Source organism: Spartobacteria bacterium UBA695 (assembly GCA_002298145.1).
Classification (GTDB): domain Bacteria; phylum Verrucomicrobiota; class Verrucomicrobiia; order Chthoniobacterales; family Chthoniobacteraceae; genus UBA695.
Map to the genome: position 1 here is coordinate 305,302 of DBMP01000013.1, position 21,830 is coordinate 327,131.

The window sequence follows — 21,830 nt, forward strand, 5'->3', positions numbered from 1 at the left end:
CATAATTCAGAGTGAACGGGTAGCGGGGAGGGGAGGGAAACGAGCAAATTGATCAGTAGGCGCAGATTTTTATAAAAAAATTCTTGAAACCGGCAGGCTGAAATAGCATTGTCTCACTCCCTTCCACGGCCACCATGGCCGAAAGGCAAACGCGCTCGTAGCTCAATTGGATAGAGCATCTGACTACGAATCAGAAGGTTTCAGGTTCGACTCCTGACGGGCGCAGTTCTTCTCGCTGAGGAACTTACAGAAGACCTGTTCCTCTCCTTCTTGACGAGTAAGGCACGCCATGAGACACATATTCTCATGAGCGCGAAAAAATCGTTCGCGGTTTACGAAAAACGGCATGCCAGCGGCAATGTCGGCTACCGTGTCGATCTCGGGTTGGTGAACGGTAAAAGGAAGTTCAAATCCTTTGATTCCCGGGAGAAAGCAGAGACTTTCAGCAAGAAATGCCAAAAGCTGGAGGTTCAGAAGAACCCGAACCTTTTGGTTGACCTGGATGAGGTTACCCGCCACGAGGTTCTTGCCGCTCTGGCTCGCTTGAAGGAATACCGCGCCTCGATTACCGATGCTGTTGACTTTTATCTGAAGCACGCCCGCCCAGCAAAGGCTGATGCCACCATTCAGCAGATCATGGACCTCTTTGAGGAGACCAAGAAGAAGGCTGGGCTTTCCTCCAAATACATCACAACGGCCAAGCAGAGCTTCTTTATCCCCTTCCGCGTCCAGTTCAAAAACTGCTTGGTCACGGATGTCACAGCCGATGCCTGCGAAAAGTACATCTACAAGCACAAGGAGTGGGGGACCACCACCCGGGCTACCCACATTCGCCACCTAAACGTGCTGTTCAATTTTGCGATCTCCAAGGGATACGCAACCATGAACCCGATGGAGAGCATCCAGCGTCCCAAGAAACCCGCCAGTAACTCGGGCGAAAAGGTGCTCTCTGTTGATCAAGTCATCCAACTGCTCCAGTACGCCTATAAAAACGACTACAAGCCGGAGTGCGCCTCGCTGGTGCTGGTTCTCTTCTGTGGGGTGCGGGTGGACGAGGTGGACCGCCTAACGTGGGAGAAGATCAAACTCGACGAAGAGAAGCCGGTGGTTGTGCTGGACAACACCAAAGCCAATCGGCGGCGCGTTAATCCGATTCCGGCCAATGCCGTTGCATGGCTTGAAGAACTCCGTGGCACGGGGCGAGTAACTCCCGCCAACTACGAGGGGCGGATGCGCTACTTGCGGAAGGTTTCAAAGGCCGGATGCAAGCAGAACTCCGCACGCATCAGCTTTTGCAGCTATCACGTCGCCATGTGGGAAGACCCTGCCAAGACCTCGCTGCTTCTCGGGCATCAGAACCCCGCTCTTCTTTGGAATACCTACCGCGCGCTTGTTTCCAAAAAGGAGGCGGAGCGGTATTGGTCAATCACGCCTACCTACGATGGCACGGGGGAGATCCAGACTGTTATAACCCAGGCGGAGGCGAGGAAAGCTCGCGGCAAAAGGTTGGCGGCGGCGGTTGGGTAAAAGACGTTCGTCCAATTCAGATCGTGGCGCCGTATTAACTGATAGAGAGCCCGATGAGTCGATCAGGAAAACCTTGACGCCATCCAAGGCCCTCTCTCCCGCAGCCGGTGAACCAAGTGGCTGTATTGACTAAAAACATGCCCACCGCAAAAGAAACCTTCCTCAAGGCGAAGGAAGCCGCCCGTAAAGAGCAGTTCGTTGAAATCACTGACAACCGCGTACAGTTGCTCACCAACCTGAAAGAGCTCGATGATAAGGACGTCGTCGGCTCCTATCGGCATACACTGGAACGGCTTGTGAGAGATGCTGGTTCGGACGGCATCAGCTTGGCGCTCGTCAAGCAGGTGCTCCCTGATCCTGTCATCCTCCAGCAGGCGCGGAATGAAATCGGTACCGGCTCCTATGTGGTCGGGAAAGGCACCCTCGGTGAAAAAGAGGTTGAGGGTGAAAAGTTGATTGTTGAGGGTAAAGGTCAATTTAAAGGTAACACCTTAACCTTTTACCCCGGCGAGAAGATGAAGTTGGAGTCTCCGGTTAATAACAACCCGGACACTAAGGTCGAGGCCGAAGGTTAGGCAAAAAAGGGGCCATAAGGGGTAAAGACCCCAACCTCTATTCTAGTTGGGGTACCTGGTACTACTTGACCGGGTACCCCATTTTTATTCCCTTTTTGGCGTCTCGACACGGACTCATACCCACGGCAACAAAATCGCAGGACCGGCCCTAGCTCATAAACCTCAGTTCGCCCATGATGAATCATATTTGACCTCTTGCCTTTGCTCTTCTCCTGTTTGCCAGTTCACTCTTCTCATCGGCCATGGACCTAGGGGCTTATCGACATGGCCGTATTTTAGCGACCCTGTGGTGAAATTTTCATCATAGGGTCAACTTTTGCGCACTTATTAGCTTGCGTTATTTGTACATACGCAATATACTAGTCTTATTCGTATGACAGTTTGCTTTGCAGTTAAATTAACTAGCTTGAGGGTGGGTGCCGGATTGACCAATATCCAATTGGCCGAACGCGCCGATGTCCCATGCTCGTTAATTGCTGGTCTGCAAAGTGGAAAGCGTAGGATTGGTGAGCTTCAGGCGCGACGTATCGGACTGGCATTGGGACTTCATGGCACTCAGTTTGAGGACTTCATCTTTGAAGCCATTAACCAGTGCTCCGAGAAGGTGCTCTTTGAATCGCGCCACTATCCCGCCGAGGTGTTGAATGCATGGGCCAAGGTACTGAGAGGAGCCGGAATAATGCCGGAACAGGTGCGCTGTGCTAAACTCACCGGCAATGAAGTGACGCTCGCTTTGGTCAATGGCACAAAAGTCAAACTGGAGGCAAAACTTGAAGTCGTATGAGCAACATTTTTTTACGTGAACGGTCTATCACTGATGGCATGAACACGAAGCAAAAACAAAGAAAAGAGCCCGCCAACGGAGTTAATCATTGGCGGGCAGAAACTAGTATCGAACTATATGAATATAATACCGAAAAAACCGGCAGATGTCGACGCAGAACATGATGCCGATGAAAATAAAAATGCGAATTTAGCGAAAGAGGACGGTAACGAAAGCATCGAAACGAACGATATTTCCGTTGCCTGCTACTTTTGGACCGCACCAAGCGCAATTCTAAAGGAGAAGATCTCTTTTCGAGGTCTTCTAGAATCGGATGGGCATAGATTTAAGAAAAGCGGCAAGGGCCATAAATGTCTATGTCCGTTTCACGATGAACGGACAGCTAGCTTTTATATTTGCCCGAACGACAACTACGGCAAATGCTACGGTTGTGGATGGAAAGGCAGCATCTTGGATTACGTAATGGAACGAGATCAGGTTGATTTCAACGCTGCCCTTAAAATATTGACGCAATTTTACGAGCATGGCACTGCGGTTAACAGAATAGTTTCCAGTCAGAAGCCTTCCTTGCCCGGTGAGGTCTATGTTCCTTCCGAATCCCAAAGAACGGTTATGGCTGATGCCGCAATCCGCCTAATGGATGACGAGCGGTTACAACATCGTGTTGCCGACCCTCGTAGCTGGAAAACGTCAACGATCTTAAAATTGGCTCAGGAAGGGTGTCTTGGCTGGGATGGTGCTTTGGCATTCATCTATTCAACCGGGATCAAATTTCGAAATTGGCCAAAGAAGGATTTCTTTTGGGGATTCGGGCATCAGTCGTTATGGCGCATCAATAAATTGGAAACAGCGAGCTCTGTGTATCTCACCGAAGGCGAAACCGATGCGATTAGCATGATCGATGCTGGATTTGAAAACACCCCCGGTGTAGCTGTAATTTGCATGCCAGGTGCGAGCTCATTTCAGGATGCGTGGGCTCCTCTTTTTCGAGGCAAGACCGTAACCCTTTGCTTGGACAATGATCCAGCTGGAGAAGCAGCCACCGGCAAGGTGGCAGAACTCTTGCATCCGTATGCCACCCGACTCCTAACCTTTAACCCAAGGGAGGTGGCATAATGAAGGATGTATCGGATGTATGCCGCGCTGTGGGCAGTGAAAATGCTGCACAGGTCATTACCCGCGCAGTAAGGCCAATCAACCTGCCCAACATCAATGGATCATCTCGTGGGGCTGGAGAACCACACCCTCTTCCACCTATTAAGTCCGTTCGAGATTTATGTCAGACCCTCTACGCAGCCCCTCAGGAAGTTATTGCCGGTTTGCTACATAAAGGGTCAAAGATGGTTCTTGGTGGTGGTTCCAAAAGCTACAAGACCTACTGTTTAACCGACCTTGCAATCAGTGTCGCACACGGCATCAACTGGTGGGGTATGGAGACAACCATGGGCAAGGTGCTTTATGTCAACTTCGAGATTCAAGAGGCATTTTTCCGTCAAAGACTGGATGCGGTTTCCAACGCCAAAAGCGTTTGCCTTAATGTAAGCGATAACCTTGATGTTTGGACACTCCGTGGATATTGCGCCGATTTGTCGGCGTTAATGCCACGCATTATTGAGAAGACCAAAGAACGCTCGTATGACTTGATCATTGTAGATCCTATTTATAAAGGAATGGGGGGCCGCGACGAGAATAGCGCCGGGGATATTAACTCGATGCTTAATGAGATCGAGAAGCTTGCGGTGCAGTCTGGCGCGGCAGTGGTATTTGGAGCTCACTTTTCCAAAGGGAATCAGGCGGGAAAGGACCCCATGGACCGTATTTCTGGGTCTGGTGTATTTGCTCGTGACCCCGACTCCGTTGTGGTTATGACCATGCACGAAAACGAACTTACGTATACGATTGAGGCACGCCTCAGAAATTTCAAACCCATAGATCCATTTTGCCTCCGCTGGGAATATCCCTTGATGGTAAGAGACGATAATGCCGACCCATGTGATCTCAAACGCCCCGGCAACAGGACAACAAAATATTCCCAAGAACAGGTGCTTGATGCCTTGGGCAATGATGCCATGACAACCAAGGAATGGCAAATTAGGCTACATCAGCTGTACGGCATGAGTGAACGGACTTTCCTAAATAAAAAGCGAGAACTCGTCGGAAGCGGACAAGTTATCAAGGCAGAGAGAAATACATGGAAGGCCAATAAACCCGCTATCGACTCGACTGAGAATGCAGCAAATGGAGGTGCAGAGGTGCAATGAATGCAATTTGCAGTTCATTGCAGTTTGCGCGGTGCATTGGTGCAGAGGTGCAGCAGCAGCAGTTACTTAACTGCTGCTGCACCTTATGCACTAGTTTGCATGAGATTCATGAGTTTTTAAAACATCCAACATTCATCTTGGCTTACGGCAATTCGAAAATTGCGGTTGGCCGCTATTCGGAAATATTATGAGCTACGCAGATTTTGAAAGAGGACTGACATCAGAACAGGTAAGGAAGAAAACGCTGGCGGAAAACGCAAAAAATACCGCCATGGAACACCTTTGTAGATTTAAGGAGTCGGAGCACGTTCTGAATATCCTTCGGTCAATTAAGGCGGAAAAGCATCCCATAACCAACGAGGAGGTAAAAAAATGGCTGGAAATAACGGCGTAGAGACAAGCTTAATACAAGAACCACGGTTTCGGATGCCGTCAATCTCGAAGAGGGAAACGGTGGCCGAAAACCCGAATCAATGGTTCGCCGCTAAGTTTCCCCATGCTGTAGCGACATATGGCCCGGCTTTTATGGAGGCAACACTTCTGGACCCTGATGGCTTTGGTAGATTCATCCCGGCCTACCTGAATGACGACTTTTTCGCAGCGATCCTTGGGGGTGATCCAAGGCTTGGGCATCGTGTCATATATTTCGCGCCAGAGGAGAGGTTTTATTTCTTTGATTGGCGGGTGGCTGCATTTTGCCCCACTTCCGAGGAAAAATTAAAGCTGCTGGTCTCTAATTACCTCCTGCGCTGTTCCCAGGAATGCGCGCATTGCGTAGACATCACCAGCCTTGTCATAAGATTCCGCAAGGATGAGGTGCTAAACAGGGTAGTGACCAAAGCCAAGGCGCTGCTGGAGGCAGATGCTGCGTTCTTTTCTGGAAAAAGTGGAAAACATCGGATGGTGAACGGGAAAATAATTAACCCCCTTGATGCGTCGCCCCATGAGATCTTTGTCAAAAACGCCATTGTCCAAGCTCCCAATGGAGCACTAACCGTCACCGAGTGCTATCACCAGTTTTATCTTTTCTGCCGTGAATCAGGAATGATCCCGCCACCACGGGCGGAATTTCAATCTCTGGTCGTCGAAGCTATCCGCTGCTCCTTTAATGTCGGGTTACGCCATGATGTGCCCGGGAACAATGGAAAACAGGCGAACGGATGGATGGGGATTGCGTGTCGATCACTGCTTACACCCCAAGAAAGTCCTGTTCCCCGCAATCCCGCCTAATCCGTACTTCCCGCCCCTGTCCAAAAGCACTCAAATTTCACTTATCACCCTCGGAATGAGAAAAATAGTCATTGCGGGCATGGATGGGGGCTCAGGTAAACGCTTCGCACAAAATGCAAGTGTCACTTTAATTTAGAAAACATACTCAGAAAGACTTTATACAGGAAAACTCTTGAATTCCGAATGGGACCAGCGTAAACATCCGTCGGTAATTTACAATTCAATATCGCCTCTTGGGGCCAGATGTAGCTGGTGGACATGGCTCACGGAAGACATTTTAAATTAAGCAGCCCTCCCCTCAAAACTTATGAGTAAAAACACCTGTTCCCCGCTGGTTTTTGCTTCTTGTTTGCTTTTATTGAGCGAATTCCCGTCGTTTGGACAAGCCCTTCAAGGCTCCAGCTTGGATGTGACCGGAACTGGCGCAATTAACACCCTTGTTTCGGGAACGGCAGCCATCACCTCCGGCTCGATAGGCTCATTGGTGGTTGGTGGCACAGCCGATGTTGTCGGCAATACGCTTTATTTCGGATCTTGGTCCGCCGATCCGACCCACCCGGGCTATTCCATTTTCTATAGTGACGGAGTTGCTGGAACCAACTCTGGCCTGACACAAACTCTTACTCGCCCCCAAGCTGTATGGAATTGGCAGCGAATTGCAACTTCCGGCAGTGCTGTGAATGTGATGCAGATTGATGCTTCCAACCGGCTGATTTTGACAGGAACCGATTCGAGTCAGCAAATCGTAATGGATCCGAACGGAACAATTTTTGTAAACGGCAGCAACCTATTAACGCAAGATGTTGCGGATTCTAGGTACTTCTTGGCGGGAATTGGGCTTACTAGCTTAAATGGGAAAATTGGTATAGGTACGGTGACTCCTGCTGTAGCCCTCGATGTATGGGGTTCCCTAAATGTCTCATCTGGATCTTCATCTGCCTTGTTTGTTGACTCTTCGTCGGGGTATGTAGGAATTGGAACCGCAACGCCATCGGCCAAACTTGATATAAAAGGAACTTTGAATGCTGGCGATAGGGTTAACTTAGGTTTATCTGCGCCAGGAACAGCATTTCATGCTGGCTCATCAGGGGTCATGTTTCGTCCATCATCTAGTGATAGAGCTATCATGGAGTTGCATTCTCCATCAAACAATACGCGAGGAGTCATTCAAGCTGTCGACAATTATGGAATATTTATTCAATCATTGACTTCGTTGCCAACGATATTTGATCAAAACTACGCTGGATCTTACGTACAAATTGCTGGCTCCTCGGTGAGTCGTGGCTTGAGATTCTCGAATGCCTGTGCTGGAGCTAATGATATAGGTCTTGGTCGCGCATCGGCGGGCGTACTGCAAGTGACAGATGGGAACACTGGTCTTGGAACTTTGATTGCTGGAAATTCTAGAATTTCAGGAACTCTTTCTGTTTCTGATACAAATAACGCGGGCAGATATGCCGTCTCATATACAGATGGAACTAATGGAATTGGTTCAAACATATTACAGATTACTTCCCGTCCGTCAACATCATGGACATGGCAACGAACAGCTGCTACCGGCACATCTGTCAATGTGATGCAAATTGACGCTGCAAATCGTCTAGTCTTGACGGGAACGGACTCGACTAAGCAACTTGTGCTCGATCCAAACGGAAATACTGCTCTCAATAGCAATAATATTCTAACCAAGGCAAGTGCCGATAGTCTTTATATTTCCTCTGCTGCCGGATTAACAATATCTGGCGGAAATGTGGGGATTGGTTCTGTAAATCCTTCTGGCCAGTTACAGATAAGTATTTCTGACGCAAGTAATGTTGGTGAAATTATCAAAAGCAATCCGTTGCAGGCTGTAGATTTAATGCAATTGCAAGATGCATACGGTTCATTGTTGGCGAAAATAGATTTGAAAGGAGCGGGGTATTTTGGACTGCAAACAGAGTATCCTGCTATTATTTGCGATAGTGACAACGGATCTAATATCACTTGGAAAAATCCGTATACATCATACAGCGCTCGTCTTAACCAGCGAGGTAATGGTGAGATTGTTTATAGTGCAAACATAAACGACTACGATATGCTGGATGATACGAGCCTTACGTCGTTTAAATTTGCCCTGTGGATGGAACTTGGGAAGGTTAATTTTCAATATAGCCCGGCTGGCAGTTCATATTGGGATGGTCATGAAGTTTTTGCAACGGATCTAAATACAGGGAATACATATTTTACAGCAAATTTTGGCGTAGGTGTTTCGGGGGGGTATATGCCATATCCGACGCATCTATTTGAAGTTGGTCTTTATGGAGCCAATGCTTGGATTGATACCAATCAGGCTTATTTTTCAGGGAATGTAGGCGTGGGTACCGCTACGCCTTTAGCTAAGCTCGATGTTGACGGCAATGCCAGATTTTCCGGAGCAGTTCGAATTGAACCACAGGGGGATCTTGATATGGGTGCATTCACAGTAGAACCAACCACTGCACAAGTTTCCCAGAATAATGCTGTAAAAGCCGCCTCGACAACCGCAAGTGTCTCCTCGACAACTGCAACATCGGGCACAAGCGTTTCTGGAACAACTCGGGCCACTACAAGTGGAACAAATTTCTAGCGTTCTATGGACCGGCCCAAAAACCACAGGAACCGAGGCGGGAAAAGTCTCTGTATTGCATTGGGAATTCTTTTTATTGTGGGATTGCCCTTGTTTCTCTTGGCAGAGAGCACGGCGCCACAATGGTGGACGGTTCGCACTGTTACAAACGGCAACCAAGGAAATGACTATGCCGCCGTCAATCAAGGGCAAATCAAAAATATCACCATAAAAGCAATTGCAGAACTGGATGACGAACTTCCAGGAGGAGCTGGAGATGCCCTGTACACGCTCAGAACAAAACTTTCTGGCACAACTGCAAATACCAATGACTACGCTGCGGTTAACCTTGGGCAATTGAAGGCGGTGGCGAAGCCGATTTTTGACAGGCTTCTGGAAGTGCAATACTTTGGCCATCCACTGGAATCAGGCACTTATCCATGGCTTAGCGGTTCAGCTAACCCCGCAAACGATTATGCCATGGCCAATATCGGCCAGGTTAAGAATCTTTTTTCATTCGACCTAACGGTTACGGGAACTAATGGTCTCCCTGACTGGTGGCAAAATTACTACTTCGGCGGGCCTGTTCCCGATCCTAATGCCCCTGCTCCAAGCGGGGTTTTAGTGGACGGCAATCCTGCGACGATTTTGGAGGCTTACAATAGCCACTTAAACCCTATCGATTTTTATAGCGGGCAAGCGCCGATTTTGACGATTACCAACGGAAACAATCAAACAGGCTCTCCCAGCTCTTTCCTTTCCGCGCCGCTCGTGGTAAAAGTCACTGATAATGCGGGGAACGCAATGAGCAAAGCTCCTGTTATATTTACCGTAACCCAGGGAGGCGGCACCTTGCAGGCCACTGCCACGGGAAGCAACGCCGGTGCGCTGAAGCTACAGACCAACACCAGTGGCTACGCGATTGTCTACTTCCAACTCCCCACCACGACCAGCGCCACTTGCCAGATTACCTGCATACCTGCCACGGGAAATTATGCCCAGGCAGCCGTTATCTTCACCGAAAAGAGCGACAATGGAACAGGCAGTTATGGCACGCCTACGTTGCCATCGGGTAATCAGCCGGAAAACCCGCCAACACCGCCTGTGGTAAGTTATCCAGCAATTAATGTTAGCGGAACAAACGCGGGAAATAACGTCAATATATGCGCCCTTGATGATACTAACAAGATGGCCTTTGCCTTCTTAAGTAATAGTTATACAGCGACCGTCATGACGTGGACGAGCGGTTCAACACAAACAGTTCAGCAGGTGAACCTTTTCGATAGTTTCACTGTAGGTCACGATGATGACCCAAATGATGAATTTGAGGGATATTTCCAAGTTAGCGTAACCTACACTCCAAAATTTGTCACGCCTTCCGGAAAACTCTATGGATCAGCGAGCTGCTATGGCTATGATGGCAATTGGGACTCTTTTGGAAGAGAGTGGGGGTTCTCCAGCTCTGATGGAGTGATTGCCGATATAGGGAAACCCTCGTGGAACTCATTCTCTATATGGGCATACTCAGTTTATAAAATCAATTCTATCACAGAGAATACATGGGGTGGAGAGACTAATGTCTATGGTAGGGGCATTCTTGGTGAATTTGGAATAGGCTTTATTTCTGTGAATGGGAGCCAAACGTACTTCGGTCAAGGTGAGGTTCCCACTCCCTATTCTGATTGGACATCTTATGCGGTAACTGCGGTAAACGACGGCGGATGGTGCCTTGGCTCATGGGGAGACTGGTTTGCGGGTCAGGGAGGTCCCATGGCCTGTGGATTAGGATTCATCTGGAATGGAAACCAAGTAATTATGGTGAGCCCCAATGAATGTTTCTGGGCCCTTAATAACAACAATCAAATCATCGGATGGGATTCCTCCATCAACGAGGGGATTATTTGGCAAGGTGGCGCTCGCACAGTACTAACCGCACTGATTCCTGCCGATTACCAGGGAGAGATCAGCGGGATTTTTCCGCGATTGATCAGTAATTCAGGAACTGACGGGATTATCCATATCCTCATGAATGCTACATTTACCGATCCCACTGATGGCTCCCAGTCAGCTAAAACCTACGTTCTCTCCGGCCCTTACGCTGCCCTAAGTTCCACAAATTGCACTCTCCAGGAAGTTCAGTTGCCCGATGGAATGAGTTCGTCGGACATTAGGTGCATTAACGCAAATGGATGGGTTGCCGGAATCAGCAATCTTTCGACGAGTTCCAGCGGAGGGACGAGTCAGACAATTTTGGCTCGGAGCACGATGGCGGCGTCCTCGTCCAGTTCGTCACAATCGCCTTGGGCAAGCCCACCTATGTATTTAGGAGTGGATGCGAACAGGGATGGAGTTGTGAAACTTGCTGTTACTGGAAGCGACGCCAAAACCACTCAGGGCGGGATATCGATGTCGGATAAGGATTACGACACAACTTCCGAGAACAGACCTTACAGGTTCTGGATGAACGATGACAACGATTTCAGTGAACAGGACCATCCCGGCTCAACAACCAAGGACTCCACTACCAACGGCATCGTGTCCCAGCGCGACCTGGAGGACTATGCGCGACTCCAAATTTACGTCGGGGGATACCAGAAGCAATTCGAGGATGGCACATACCAACTCGGTCTCGAATGGAAAACCGTTACGAGCGGAACCCCCTCAATCAAAATTGTTCAAGCAGCGGAGAATGACGGAGGCGGGAAATATCTGACTGATGACGCTACGGCGACAAACCAACTGAGCGCAATATCGGAAGGAGCTGTTAGCGTCAGCTCGCCGCTGAAATTATCGAGTTCTGTATGGAATCACTTGGGCGGACCATTTGGCACGACCAAAACTTTCCCATACTGCTATTTGCTATTCGACGGAGTCACGGAGGGCAAGGGGCAGCTTCTGGTGACCATTTGGCAGGGAAACACAAAGATTTCCGATGGACCTAGTGTGTGGCTCGACATCAAGGACATCAAGAAGATGTATCAGCGGAAAGACCTAAGCGGGAAGAGCCAATGGCCCGCCGTCCAATTTGAGGCGGCTCCGAATGAAACCAAGCAGGCTATTGTGTTTGTGCACGGATGGAACATGTCCCCCGATGGAGCAACGTCCTTTGCCGAAACGATGTTCAAGCGCCTGTATTGGCGTGGATTCAAGGGACGGTTTGCGGCTGTCCGGTGGGATACAGGGTATTCCGATAATTGGCAATGGGTACCTATGGCAGGACAAACCATTGATGCCTATCTCGCAAGTTATAACGACAGTGAGCACACCGCATGGCAGACTGGCCCGGCCTTAAAGAGCTTCGTGGACTCTCTAACTGGTTTCACATCCAAAAACATTGTTGCCCATAGCATGGGGAACATTGTGGTGGGTGGGGCACTCGCAAACAGCATGTCTGTGAACAATTATGCCCTATTGCAAGCGGCAGTCCCTGCGGCGTGCTACGATGATGGGGCGAATCTAAAACAAAGCCCATCTACAACGACTGTGAATGTTGGGGTAACGAACATAACGGTGAATCTGTGGAATAAGGACACACCCGACGACGACACTGACACCCCAACGCGAGCTATGGCGTATAGAGGGCGGCTAAAATCAGTTGGCGGAACTTTGACCAGCTTTTATCTGCCGCAGGACAATGCAACGTCTTATGCTTGGGAGTTGAACAACGCCATCATGAAACCCGCTAGCTACTTCGGGTATGACAGGACGGCCAGTTCCGGCCAAAGGTTGTATAAAACGAAGCTCGGGGGATTATTGATTGACCACTATCTTACTGACCCTAACGAAGCAGAGCCATACGCCTGTCGGACTTGGGCCAAAGCAGCCGGAGCCGAAAGCAGGACCAGTGGAAAAGTCTCGGGAAGCGTTGATTTGAGTTCGTCAGACTATGGATTTGGCACCCAACACAGCGCGGAATTTAACTGGAATATCCAGGGTTTAGAGCCTTTTTATAACAAACTTTTGGATTCCCTTGGAATCGATTCAAATCCATGAAACCTAATCGGGCCATTCTACTAGCGTCCTCCGCCGGGCTTTTAATTTTATTGTATTTTTGGCTAGGCCGAAGCGGACACCAAAAACGACAAAATTACGAATCCAAAACTGATTCTACAGCGCTTCCATTTGCACCAGCAACAACGCCAACCAAAAGCCCCAATCCATCCGTGGCTCCGACCCCTCCTGCCACTCAAGGGGATGAAGCTGTGTTACGCGAGGAGCGGGTAAAAACTGTGCAGTCCGTATTTGCCGCGCCTATTTCATTCTACGGAAAAGTTCTCGATCAGAACGGGAATCCAGTTCCAGAAGCGCACATCGAATATAGTGCGATAGATAAATTTTGGGCGGATGGGTCGAGATACCAAGGGACATCTGATGATAACGGGAACTTCTCAATTTCAGATATTAAGGGAGCTGGCCTGCTTGTGACCGTGGGCAAAAACGGATATGACTCGATCAATGGGAAGTCTTCACAAGCTTTTGGATACGGGATGCCGCCGGACAGTTCCCGCAAATCCCCACCCACAAAAGATACCCCTTCTATTTTTGTTTTGAGGAAAAAGGTCATAGGGGAACCTCTATTCACAGTAGCAAGAACCTTTCGTATTCCCCGAAATGGATCCCCTGTCGAAATCAATCTTAAAACGGCTATTTCAGTTCCGGCGGGGCAAGGCGATTTGGTAATTGCATGTTGGACGAACGATCAAGAGCAAGATGCGAACCGCCATTATGATTGGCAGTGCCGTTTTTCTGTGCCGGGTGGTGGGTTAGTGCAAAGCCAAGACGAAACAGATTACCAAGCTCCGATAGAGGGATACCAACCATCCGTGGAGATTTCGATGCCACACAATGCGGAGAACTGGAGATCCGATGTTAGCGGAGAATATTATTTGAAACTTGCCAATGGAACCTATGCTAGGGCGAAAATTAACATGATCGCAGGGGGAGACCACTTTGTGAGGATTACTTCATATTTAAACCCGCAGCAAGGTTCTCGAAACTTGGAATACGACCCAGCCCAGCAGGTCAATCTCAAGTAGCCGTCCGATGCGACCGACGCCGATAGCTATCGCCCTGATCGTTGCGGCCCTTCACCGCCTTGCTGTTGTCTTCATTTTCGCCTTGGGATTCCGGGCTGCCATGACTGCCTTCAATGGAAATTCCACATCCGTCCGGTTGTCAGGTCCGTTAATGGTGCTCTTCCAGTTATTGGATTTCCCGGTGTTCGTGATGAACTGCTTTGCGTTCCGGTTTACGCACGACTATTTCCCGCACGGCGGCATATTCGCGATCTTCGCTAACGAGCTTCCCTTTCGGTTTTTGCTTTCCTTGGGATGGTCACTGAGCATCGGGCTATGGTCGGTTGGCTGGTGGCTCGGCGTAGGCGTCGCAAATATGGCCCACCAAAGCCCCGGTATCGGTGATATGTCTCGGATTTACTGGGCGGTTGCCACTCGATTAGCTCGGGCACCTTGTCGCGAGGGGCCCAATGGAGACCTTCGGCGGCGAGGAGGACGAGGAAGAAGAGGGAACCTAGGGTGAGGAGGCTAAAACGATCTTGCGGTGGAGGAAGTCAAGCCAGTCGAACTCAGGTGGCAGGAGAGGCGCAATAGATTACGCCCCAAACACATTCCCCAAGCCCACCTTCAGCTTCGCCATCACCTGTTCCAGGCGCCGGAGGGTGATTGACTGTTCGGTATGCTCCAGCCGGAATAAGGTGGAGGGTGTTAACCCCGTTTTCTTCGAGAAATCGGCGTAACTCTGCTCTCCCCTCGTCTTTTTAAGGAAAGCAGCGAGTTTTTGGTCAAGATTCGGCTGGGAGTGCTTGGGCACTCATGGATTCTCTGAAAGAACTCATTCCGGATGTGGAATTTTTCCTTGATCTGTTCCTTTTAGGGAATAGCATCCGCTCTGGTTTTCCCGAATTTTATGACTTCTCTGCAAAGACAAAGCATGCCGCCCAATACTGAGACGGTTATATTTGAGAATCCTCCGCAGCCTCTTGGAGCCCTCGGTTATGGTCCAGTCGTTCCAGCAATAACCGTGACCAATACCCGTGTGACATTCGGAGAACACACAATCGTCCTTAAGGGAGTCAAAGAGGTAAAACTTGAGACTCGGTGGAAATGGATTGAGCCATGGTTGCGCACACGCAATATTTTTTTGGCGATTTTTCTGTGCCTGCTGACAACACCTCTATTCTTTACCCCGCTGTTCCCTCTATCGATTGTTACGTTTGCCGTCGTCATGGGTATTATATGGCATAGCCTGTTTGCGGCTTGGTACAGGTTTTGGAACGGTGGCTGGAACAGGCTTTGGAGCGGCCCAGCAAAAGGGAAATGGGAAAGGGTTATTCTTGTCTGCGAAAAGCGATCGATTGTTTGTTTTGAAATCTACCTGGAAGGCGGATTTTCCAAATACGAGTTTGCCCCTGGTGGTGGTTCAAGCCAGGAGGCAGTTCAAGAGTTCAAACGAGGCTACGCAGCGAGGGAAAAGCTGGCCCGAGATGTTGCCGTTGCTATTGGCAAGGCTATTGGAAGTTCATCACCGGACAAAAATACGCAGGACAATTAGTAACCAACTCCCCCCATGACAGAGTTCACGCAAAAGCGGGTATAGCAGGGAGAATGAAAACTACCATCAACTACATTTTAGCGGCGCTAATGTTTCTCGGCATGGGAGTCGTGGCAAAAGCGGAAAATAAGCCGGTCATTATCACCACGGTCGATGAACTTGGGGAAGCAGTCGTCAGCGGTTCCATCCAGATGATGTCCGGACGAGACGTTATTCTCAAGGGAACGGTCGCAAACATTGAAAAATCAGCCACCAACAGCACCGCATTTGGTGTGGTCTGCTTCATTGCCCAAAATAATGTTCAAATCAGGGCGGAAATCATCAGTTTTCCGCAAGTACCCGTCAGATCAGTCGTTAGCATCCCGCAAATCCAGGAAAGTAATCGGCTGGTGGGAAAGGTGGAAGGGAACACCCTCTATTTGAAGGTCGTCACTACTCGGAAATTACCCAGTGGTACGTTATATAAGACAGAATCCCAATGGGATCAGGTCATCAAAGCGGGGGATTTTATCGAAGTGGATGGAAAAATTCAGGGTGCGGCTTTCAAGGTGCTCACCATCAAGAATTGCAGTTGCCCAACGTTCTCCAAAAGTGAATCTGGCTTGATGCGAAGGCCGTAATTTCGGGTTCAATGGCCAAGACAGGTCATGGAAATATTTCCACAGGGTTGCATATGCCCCCTGTCTGAAAAATTCGCCCAGAAACAGGTATAATATAGTGAAACCCATGCATTAACCCTCGGCAAACCCGCTGAGCGGCTAAAAATCAACTCATCCGTACAAAACTGCCGCCATCTTGGCGGTTTTTTTGTGCCCAAACACAGAAAGGAAGCATCCCAATGGCAGTATTATTGCAGATGACCTATTCGAAGAAGCTGGGACTGCCCAACTTTAGCAGTCACAGTTGCGCGGTCAGTCTCCAGGTCGAGATTGCCGACGTATCACAGGTAACAACCGAGGTAAAACGCCTCTATGCACTCACCCAGGACTCCGTTGATCATGAAATCCAGCAAGTAGGATGGATGCCTGCCGATCCAGCGTATGGCCTGACCAATGGAAATGGTCATTCCCGCGCCGTAAACGACCGTCAAAGCCCTTCAAATGCTGAGACGGCTCCTATCACGGAAAAACAACTCGCGCTCATCCAGAAGGTGGTGCGGGATAACCATGCCAGCAAGCAGGATATCGAGCAAATGGCCCAACAGATGTTCGGTATTGGTGTGCTTTCATTAAGCCGTACCCAAGCCTCCTCGTTGATTGAGGACGTACTTGATCTCTACGGCAGAAAACCGAGCGCTCACAGTCGTTACCGCGAGAGGAGCAGAGCCTGAACCGTGCAATTCAAGCCAGTCTATCCCATGGGAACGCTGGCTTTTTTGCATTAACGAAAGGAGCCCTATGAAAAAGCACATCATCCTGGCCCTGGCTGTCCTTACGCTTAGCGTATCGACGGTGAGGGCAAGCTGGCTGGATAACGGCGAGAAAGAGCGCCGCATCGAACTCCAGCAACAACTGGATCAACAGCGGCATGAAACAAGTCATTGGCAAGGCATTGCCTTTGTCTTGGGCATCAGCGCTGTTTTCACCCTCATCACGGGAACCATCATTGGGAGCAGAGCACGAAAACATGCAAACCCCTCCCAATAATTGGTGGCAGCGGTGCAAAGTGCAGTGGAAACCTGCGCCAATTAACCAGCCGTCCATCGATCCCAAGATTGAGGAATTGGAGCCCTTGCAACGTTCAGCGGAAGTGATTCGATATTCGATATTATCCATCGAATTTTGGATCTCGCCCAATGGACAAGTGAGGGAATGGCTGCGCAACAACACGCACCTTGCGGCATGGCTTGCCATACCGGCATTTCTGGTTCTACCCATCGTCACCTATGCCTTATGCAAACTGGCGCTTGGGTTGCAAATGCTGGTTAGCATTGCGGGGAAACTCATCATTTTCCCGATCTTTGCGCTCATGGCAACGTGCGTCATTTGGATCAGCATCAAGATCGTCAAAGCGATCCGCTGATGAAAAAGGAAAATTAACAGTAATCCCGTGCAGTTGGTGCAGCAGCACTTAAGGTGTGCTGCTGCTGCACCTCTGCACTTGTACCAGATGCACTGCTGCAATTACTGCAAATTGCATTCATTGCACTTCTGCACCAGCTAAAAGAAAGGAGGCCCATCATGGCCAAATCAAGGAACACGCCGGTATTCGACCGGATTGTCCAAGCACTGACGTATTCATTCCCTACAAGGCAAATCGCTCTCCAGTTATTGGAAGAACGGTTTGAATACGATCTGTTCGTCCATGCCGGAGACATCACCACCATCGAAAAGGCTGCAAAGGAATTGCGGCTCGCCATTACCAAGGAAGAATGCGCCAAGGTGCTCGACTACATCGCCGAGCACTGCATGGTCGTCATCACCATCGAACACGTAGAAACAGCGGCCTACGCCCTCTTCGGCAACCGCTTCATCGAACCCGAAAACTAAACAAAAGAAAAACTATGGTCAACATACTCGAACCTATACCTGCCTTAACCACGAGACACCCCAACCTGCTCCTCCATTGCGGAGCAAAAGCTGTATCACGCCGCGCCGTGCAAAAGGTCGTCACCCCATTTCCAACGGATACATGGACACCCATCCCGCACATGGAGCTCATCCAGCGTGTCGAACATACGCTTAAAAGTAACCGCCTCACCATCGGCACCCAGGCCCACAGCTTGAGTCATGACGGCATGCGTTACTTCGGTCTCATGGAGGTCAAAGGACGCGCCACGGATGCGGACTATTGCTGGGTGCTGGGATTACGCAACAGCCACGATAAAACATTCCCTGCGGGAATTGTGGCTGGTTCCTCCGTGTTCTGCTGCGATAACCTGGCCTTCTCAGGCGAAGTAAAAATCGCCCGGAAACACACCCGGTTCATCACACGTGATTTGCCATTCCTCGTGCAACAAGCCATAGGCCGGTTGCTCGATAAATGGCATGATCAGGATAACCGCATTGATGCCTACCGGAACACGGCCCTGAAGGATCGTGACGCCCATGACCTCATCATCCGCGCCACGGATGTTGGAGCATGCACATCCCGTATGGTCCCTGCCATCCTCCACGAATGGCGCGAGTCCAAATACGAGCAGTTCCATGAGCGCAACGTCTGGTCCCTATTTAACGCCTTCACTGAGGCTTTGAAGGAGGGAGACCTTGCGGTTCTTCCCAAACGTACTGAAGCCCTACACGGGCTGATGGACAGCCATGTGGGGCTGGCGTTTGGTAGGAATTGATTCAAAGAGAAGGGCTTCCATTCATTGGAGACCCTTTTCTTTAGCTGTCCTCTGCGGTATCGGTGCTCTTACGTCGCGCCATGAAGGAAGATTGAATCATTCCCACTCAGGTTTGCAACGGTTGAAAATCGGCTTTGGCCGATGTCATTGGCTGAAAGTCGCCATGCTCGCAGTGTAAAAAGGTTTATGGCCTTCGAGCTGGAGTCGTTCTTGAGCGAATGTTCAGGCAGTCGCATCCAGAGCGAATGTTGTCCTACTGGCTTTACCAGCGATCTGCTCGTTGGTTTACGCCGTCCGGTAGAACCCCGGGGTAACTTTTGGCTTGCAAACAGAACTTTCTTCCGGTTCCGATATACCCGTGTGGAAAGTTTCGGGTGTGACCTTCCTCCCAAAAACAAATCTAATTCATGGCTGAATCCGAAAAATCAAATCAACTGGCGATACGCATGCCCTCTGAACTGGCGAGTTCGATCGAAGCGTTCAGTCCAGCAATGGCTGGCTACCTCGCTACCTTAGGTCTCCCTACTGAGAATGTGCTTTCTCCAATCGAGGAGAGACGCAAAGTAATCGCGTCTCTCGAAAGTGCGCTTGAGCCTCTCTCTTACTCCGAGCGACAAAAGGCATTTTATCTTACTCGTTTTGCAGTCGCTGCGTCAGTCGGACTTTTCAATGGCGCTTTAACGGACCTCTGGAACGAGACAATGGCAGCTCTTCGCTCCATGGTTGCGCGTTTTGATTTGGGATACTTTTTCTCCGTAGCCGAGAAGATCAGTTCCCGAAATAAGAACTTTCAGACAGTGGAAGATTTGGAGCAGGTAGCTGATCACGATCTGCTGGAAGCGTGTCGACGCATTGGTCTGTTGTCGGACGTGAACCATAAAAGATTGGAGCATGTCAATTACATGCGAAATCACGCAAGTTCAGCGCACCCGAACCAAAACGAAATAGACGGATTTGAGTTGGTTGGTTGGCTCACAAACTGTCTGCGTTACGCGATTACAGCAAAGCCTGACCACTCGGTCATCCAAGTAAAGCAACTGCTTGAAAACATTCGATCCCAAGCGATTCCAGCTAGCGACATACCGATAATCTGCCAAGATATAGCGCACCTTAGCGTGGAGCGGATTGACGATCTTCTCTGGACGCTCTTCGGAATCTACATCGACCTCCGACAGTTACCACAAACCAAATCGAACATCGCTCAAATGGCAAGGGCTGTTTGGTTGGTCGCATCAGAAGATCGAAAATACGAAATTGGTGCGAGGTTTGGTGTTTACCGCAAGAACGCGGACATTCCCCGAAAAGACGCTACTGCTGAGTTCTTAAACATAGTATGCGGAAATAGTTACAAGGACGAAGATAGCCTTGCGGGAGAGTTGATTGACAAACTGGGCACGCTGAAGACAGTTCACTACGACACGAACAATTTCTACAACGAATATGCGCACGCGAAAGTATTAGGTGAATCGCTACCGGTGAGCGGTGCTGTTCCGCGCGCAGCTAGGGCACTTTGGGTTAAAGTGATCGCGACCTGTTTCGTTGGTAACGGATATGGTTATCGCGAAGGAGTCGACGAGGGTGCGCTCCCGTATTATACGCATTATATTGCCGCATTTAGTGAATCTGAAACCATAGAATTTGCGCATCTGTTTTTCGATACGGAATTTGCAACTCCATTGGACCGAACCAAATGTGACCAACGACTGCGCCAATTGGCGCACAGCCTGAGATTGAAATCGACCAACATTTATTTACAGCGAGCCTTAGATTTAATGTTGGCTGCTCCTCAAGGCACTTTGGATCGCCTTGGAATAACGGCGGCATTCAAACAGGCTGTGCAATACATCCCAAAGTCAAAATAGCAAGAGCTGCATTGACGACACTTTCGTTGAGCACCCATGCGCAATGGACCGAACCAGTTATCTCGCATCGCCGCTCGGGCATCGCTTTGTTTGAGAAGAAAGGAAACGAGAACCAGCATCAGAACGACAGAGGTTGCAGTGCCGGACACCCATAGGAGCTTTGGAATATTCGCGAGAGCAAACCCTATAGAGACCACGGCGAGAGCAAGGACGACGTATGATGGCCAGCCTAGCGAAATGAAATTGATCCCTCCGAGAACGGGGATACTGCCCACTGGAGTGAATGCACCAAGGCACAGCAGAACAGATCCGATAACGGTAACGATTTTTGGAATCTCAGAACTAATCTGGCTCGATGATGGCGGAGGCGGCGCAGCAAAATTACTAGAGGCGGGGGAGTCCAGCAATTTCGAAAGGGTGACCCATCCTGTAGCCTTTCCACCGTAGGCAAGATCGTAGGATTTGAGTCTACCAGTTCTTAGATACTCGCGGGCATCTGCCTCTGTATATGGCCCAAATCGTTGTCCATCCCTTTCGATCGTGATTTTCATCCTTTGGAACTGTGATGGTCCTCCAGACAGAAGGCAATCTTGTTTTGCGCTGGCCTATTGAGCCGAGCAGGCACACGAAAACCCAACCTCCTATAAAGCCCGTTTTTTAGCCACCCGTACCTGGGACATGGTCCAGGAGTGCCTGATTTTGGTGAGAATGAAGCTTCTCCAAGAGGTATACCTAAAAGGTCGAGGTAAAGAAGAATGTCCGCCTTTACTTTTTTCCGCTCAGCCCGCAATTGTTGAACTCAACACACACGAATTTTCAGGGGTTTAGCCAGCCGGTTTTCGCTTGGGAAAATCATCGCCGAGACACGTAAGCGTGCCTCAATATGAATTTACGAATTTTGTAAGATGCTTAACAACAATTTCTTATAAAAATTTACTGCTCTGACTACGAATCAGAAGGTTTCAGGTTCGACTCCTGACGGGCGCAGTTCTTCTCGCTGAGGAACTTCCGCAAACCTCCATCCGCTCCACTCCTGGCGAGCGAGGTCGCTTGAGCGCGAATGAACGCAGCCCGGCTCTCTGCGAAATTCAGGCCAATCTCTGGAGCGCGGCATTCTTTTTCTGGCGCAATGCGCGCTCTACCGTTATCGA

19 protein-coding genes and 1 tRNA gene are annotated in these 21,830 nt (G+C 49.6%); 19 read left to right on the top strand and 1 reads right to left on the bottom strand.

The window, feature by feature from the left end:
* Window positions 1-151: 151 nt before the first annotated feature.
* The 11 genes from B2828_RS07550 to B2828_RS07600 all read left to right on the top strand — a co-directional run bounded on the left by B2828_RS07550 (window position 152) and on the right by B2828_RS07600 (window position 13,997).
* Window positions 152-225, top strand: a tRNA-Arg gene (locus tag B2828_RS07550).
* Between the two features lie 81 nt (window positions 226-306).
* Entirely contained in the window at window positions 307-1,527 is a 1,221-nt protein-coding gene (locus B2828_RS07555; RefSeq protein ID WP_479633099.1) for a tyrosine-type recombinase/integrase, read from the top strand.
* A gap of 137 nt (window positions 1,528-1,664) precedes the next feature.
* Window positions 1,665-2,102: a hypothetical protein gene (locus B2828_RS07560; protein ID WP_479633100.1), complete on the top strand. Its 438-nt coding sequence runs from the start codon at window positions 1,665-1,667 to the stop codon at window positions 2,100-2,102.
* Window positions 2,103-2,526: 424 nt separating this feature from the next.
* Window positions 2,527-2,886: a hypothetical protein gene (locus B2828_RS07565; protein ID WP_479633101.1), complete on the top strand. Its 360-nt coding sequence runs from the start codon at window positions 2,527-2,529 to the stop codon at window positions 2,884-2,886.
* A gap of 117 nt (window positions 2,887-3,003) precedes the next feature.
* Entirely contained in the window at window positions 3,004-4,002 is a 999-nt protein-coding gene (locus tag B2828_RS07570; protein WP_479633102.1) for a CHC2 zinc finger domain-containing protein, read from the top strand.
* Complete coding sequence (locus B2828_RS07575) at window positions 4,002-5,147, top strand: AAA family ATPase (protein WP_479633103.1); 1,146 nt, start codon at window positions 4,002-4,004, stop codon at window positions 5,145-5,147. The genes B2828_RS07570 and B2828_RS07575 overlap by 1 nt, the downstream gene beginning before the upstream one ends.
* Window positions 5,148-5,334: 187 nt before the next feature.
* Window positions 5,335-5,541 carry a hypothetical protein gene (locus B2828_RS07580; protein WP_479633104.1) on the top strand — a complete coding sequence of 69 codons (207 nt, stop codon included), beginning with the start codon at window positions 5,335-5,337 and terminating at the stop codon, window positions 5,539-5,541.
* On the top strand, window positions 5,520-6,377 hold the full coding sequence (locus B2828_RS07585; protein ID WP_479633105.1) for a hypothetical protein: 858 nt from the start codon (window positions 5,520-5,522) through the stop codon (window positions 6,375-6,377). Before B2828_RS07580 ends, B2828_RS07585 begins: the two co-directional genes overlap by 22 nt.
* A gap of 307 nt (window positions 6,378-6,684) precedes the next feature.
* Window positions 6,685-8,982: a hypothetical protein gene (locus tag B2828_RS07590; RefSeq protein ID WP_479633106.1), complete on the top strand. Its 2,298-nt coding sequence runs from the start codon at window positions 6,685-6,687 to the stop codon at window positions 8,980-8,982.
* A 6-nt stretch (window positions 8,983-8,988) separates the two neighbouring features.
* Window positions 8,989-12,954: an Ig-like domain-containing protein gene (locus B2828_RS07595; protein ID WP_479633107.1), complete on the top strand. Its 3,966-nt coding sequence runs from the start codon at window positions 8,989-8,991 to the stop codon at window positions 12,952-12,954.
* Window positions 12,951-13,997, top strand: a complete 1,047-nt coding sequence (locus B2828_RS07600; protein WP_479633108.1) for a carboxypeptidase-like regulatory domain-containing protein — start codon at window positions 12,951-12,953, stop codon at window positions 13,995-13,997. The genes B2828_RS07595 and B2828_RS07600 overlap by 4 nt, the downstream gene beginning before the upstream one ends.
* A 574-nt stretch (window positions 13,998-14,571) precedes the next feature.
* Here the strand turns inward: B2828_RS07600 and B2828_RS07605 are convergent.
* Window positions 14,572-14,790 carry a helix-turn-helix domain-containing protein gene (locus B2828_RS07605; RefSeq protein WP_479633109.1) on the bottom strand — a complete coding sequence of 73 codons (219 nt, stop codon included), beginning with the start codon at window positions 14,788-14,790 and terminating at the stop codon, window positions 14,572-14,574.
* Window positions 14,791-14,886: 96 nt separating this feature from the next.
* Here B2828_RS07605 and B2828_RS07610 point away from each other — a divergent pair, with 96 nt between their 5' ends.
* The 8 genes from B2828_RS07610 to B2828_RS07645 all read left to right on the top strand — a co-directional run bounded on the left by B2828_RS07610 (window position 14,887) and on the right by B2828_RS07645 (window position 20,679).
* A complete protein-coding gene (locus B2828_RS07610) occupies window positions 14,887-15,531 on the top strand; it encodes a hypothetical protein (protein ID WP_479633111.1) in 645 nt (214 codons plus the stop codon).
* A gap of 53 nt (window positions 15,532-15,584) precedes the next feature.
* Window positions 15,585-16,151 (top strand): hypothetical protein, encoded by a 567-nt coding sequence (locus B2828_RS07615; RefSeq protein ID WP_479633112.1) that lies wholly within the window; start codon window positions 15,585-15,587, stop codon window positions 16,149-16,151.
* A 218-nt stretch (window positions 16,152-16,369) separates the two neighbouring features.
* Window positions 16,370-16,861 carry a hypothetical protein gene (locus B2828_RS07620; RefSeq protein WP_479633113.1) on the top strand — a complete coding sequence of 164 codons (492 nt, stop codon included), beginning with the start codon at window positions 16,370-16,372 and terminating at the stop codon, window positions 16,859-16,861.
* A 67-nt stretch (window positions 16,862-16,928) separates the two neighbouring features.
* Window positions 16,929-17,177 carry a hypothetical protein gene (locus B2828_RS07625; RefSeq protein ID WP_479633114.1) on the top strand — a complete coding sequence of 83 codons (249 nt, stop codon included), beginning with the start codon at window positions 16,929-16,931 and terminating at the stop codon, window positions 17,175-17,177.
* 19 nt (window positions 17,178-17,196) lie between these two features.
* Window positions 17,197-17,553, top strand: a complete 357-nt coding sequence (locus B2828_RS07630) for a hypothetical protein (RefSeq protein ID WP_479633115.1) — start codon at window positions 17,197-17,199, stop codon at window positions 17,551-17,553.
* A 158-nt stretch (window positions 17,554-17,711) separates the two neighbouring features.
* Window positions 17,712-18,020: a hypothetical protein gene (locus B2828_RS07635; protein ID WP_479633117.1), complete on the top strand. Its 309-nt coding sequence runs from the start codon at window positions 17,712-17,714 to the stop codon at window positions 18,018-18,020.
* 14 nt (window positions 18,021-18,034) lie between these two features.
* Window positions 18,035-18,817, top strand: coding sequence for a DUF932 domain-containing protein (locus B2828_RS07640; RefSeq protein ID WP_479633118.1), 783 nt, complete (start codon window positions 18,035-18,037; stop codon window positions 18,815-18,817).
* Between the two features lie 407 nt (window positions 18,818-19,224).
* On the top strand, window positions 19,225-20,679 hold the full coding sequence (locus B2828_RS07645) for a hypothetical protein (protein ID WP_479633119.1): 1,455 nt from the start codon (window positions 19,225-19,227) through the stop codon (window positions 20,677-20,679).
* Window positions 20,680-21,830: the final 1,151 nt, after the last annotated feature.

Bases quoted from the DNA above. Each gene is read 5' to 3' on its own strand.
- B2828_RS07555 (WP_479633099.1), top strand. From the start codon at position 307: ATGAGCGCGAAAAAATCGTTCGCGGTTTACGAAAAACGGCATGCCAGC.
- B2828_RS07560 (WP_479633100.1), top strand. From the start codon at position 1,665: ATGCCCACCGCAAAAGAAACCTTCCTCAAGGCGAAGGAAGCCGCCCGT.
- B2828_RS07570 (WP_479633102.1), top strand. From the start codon at position 3,004: ATGAATATAATACCGAAAAAACCGGCAGATGTCGACGCAGAACATGAT.
- B2828_RS07575 (WP_479633103.1), top strand. From the start codon at position 4,002: ATGAAGGATGTATCGGATGTATGCCGCGCTGTGGGCAGTGAAAATGCT.
- B2828_RS07580 (WP_479633104.1), top strand. From the start codon at position 5,335: ATGAGCTACGCAGATTTTGAAAGAGGACTGACATCAGAACAGGTAAGG.
- B2828_RS07585 (WP_479633105.1), top strand. From the start codon at position 5,520: ATGGCTGGAAATAACGGCGTAGAGACAAGCTTAATACAAGAACCACGG.
- B2828_RS07590 (WP_479633106.1), top strand. From the start codon at position 6,685: ATGAGTAAAAACACCTGTTCCCCGCTGGTTTTTGCTTCTTGTTTGCTT.
- B2828_RS07595 (WP_479633107.1), top strand. From the start codon at position 8,989: ATGGACCGGCCCAAAAACCACAGGAACCGAGGCGGGAAAAGTCTCTGT.
- B2828_RS07600 (WP_479633108.1), top strand. From the start codon at position 12,951: ATGAAACCTAATCGGGCCATTCTACTAGCGTCCTCCGCCGGGCTTTTA.
- B2828_RS07610 (WP_479633111.1), top strand. From the start codon at position 14,887: ATGACTTCTCTGCAAAGACAAAGCATGCCGCCCAATACTGAGACGGTT.
- B2828_RS07615 (WP_479633112.1), top strand. From the start codon at position 15,585: ATGAAAACTACCATCAACTACATTTTAGCGGCGCTAATGTTTCTCGGC.
- B2828_RS07620 (WP_479633113.1), top strand. From the start codon at position 16,370: ATGGCAGTATTATTGCAGATGACCTATTCGAAGAAGCTGGGACTGCCC.
- B2828_RS07625 (WP_479633114.1), top strand. From the start codon at position 16,929: ATGAAAAAGCACATCATCCTGGCCCTGGCTGTCCTTACGCTTAGCGTA.
- B2828_RS07635 (WP_479633117.1), top strand. From the start codon at position 17,712: ATGGCCAAATCAAGGAACACGCCGGTATTCGACCGGATTGTCCAAGCA.
- B2828_RS07640 (WP_479633118.1), top strand. From the start codon at position 18,035: ATGGTCAACATACTCGAACCTATACCTGCCTTAACCACGAGACACCCC.
- B2828_RS07645 (WP_479633119.1), top strand. From the start codon at position 19,225: ATGGCTGAATCCGAAAAATCAAATCAACTGGCGATACGCATGCCCTCT.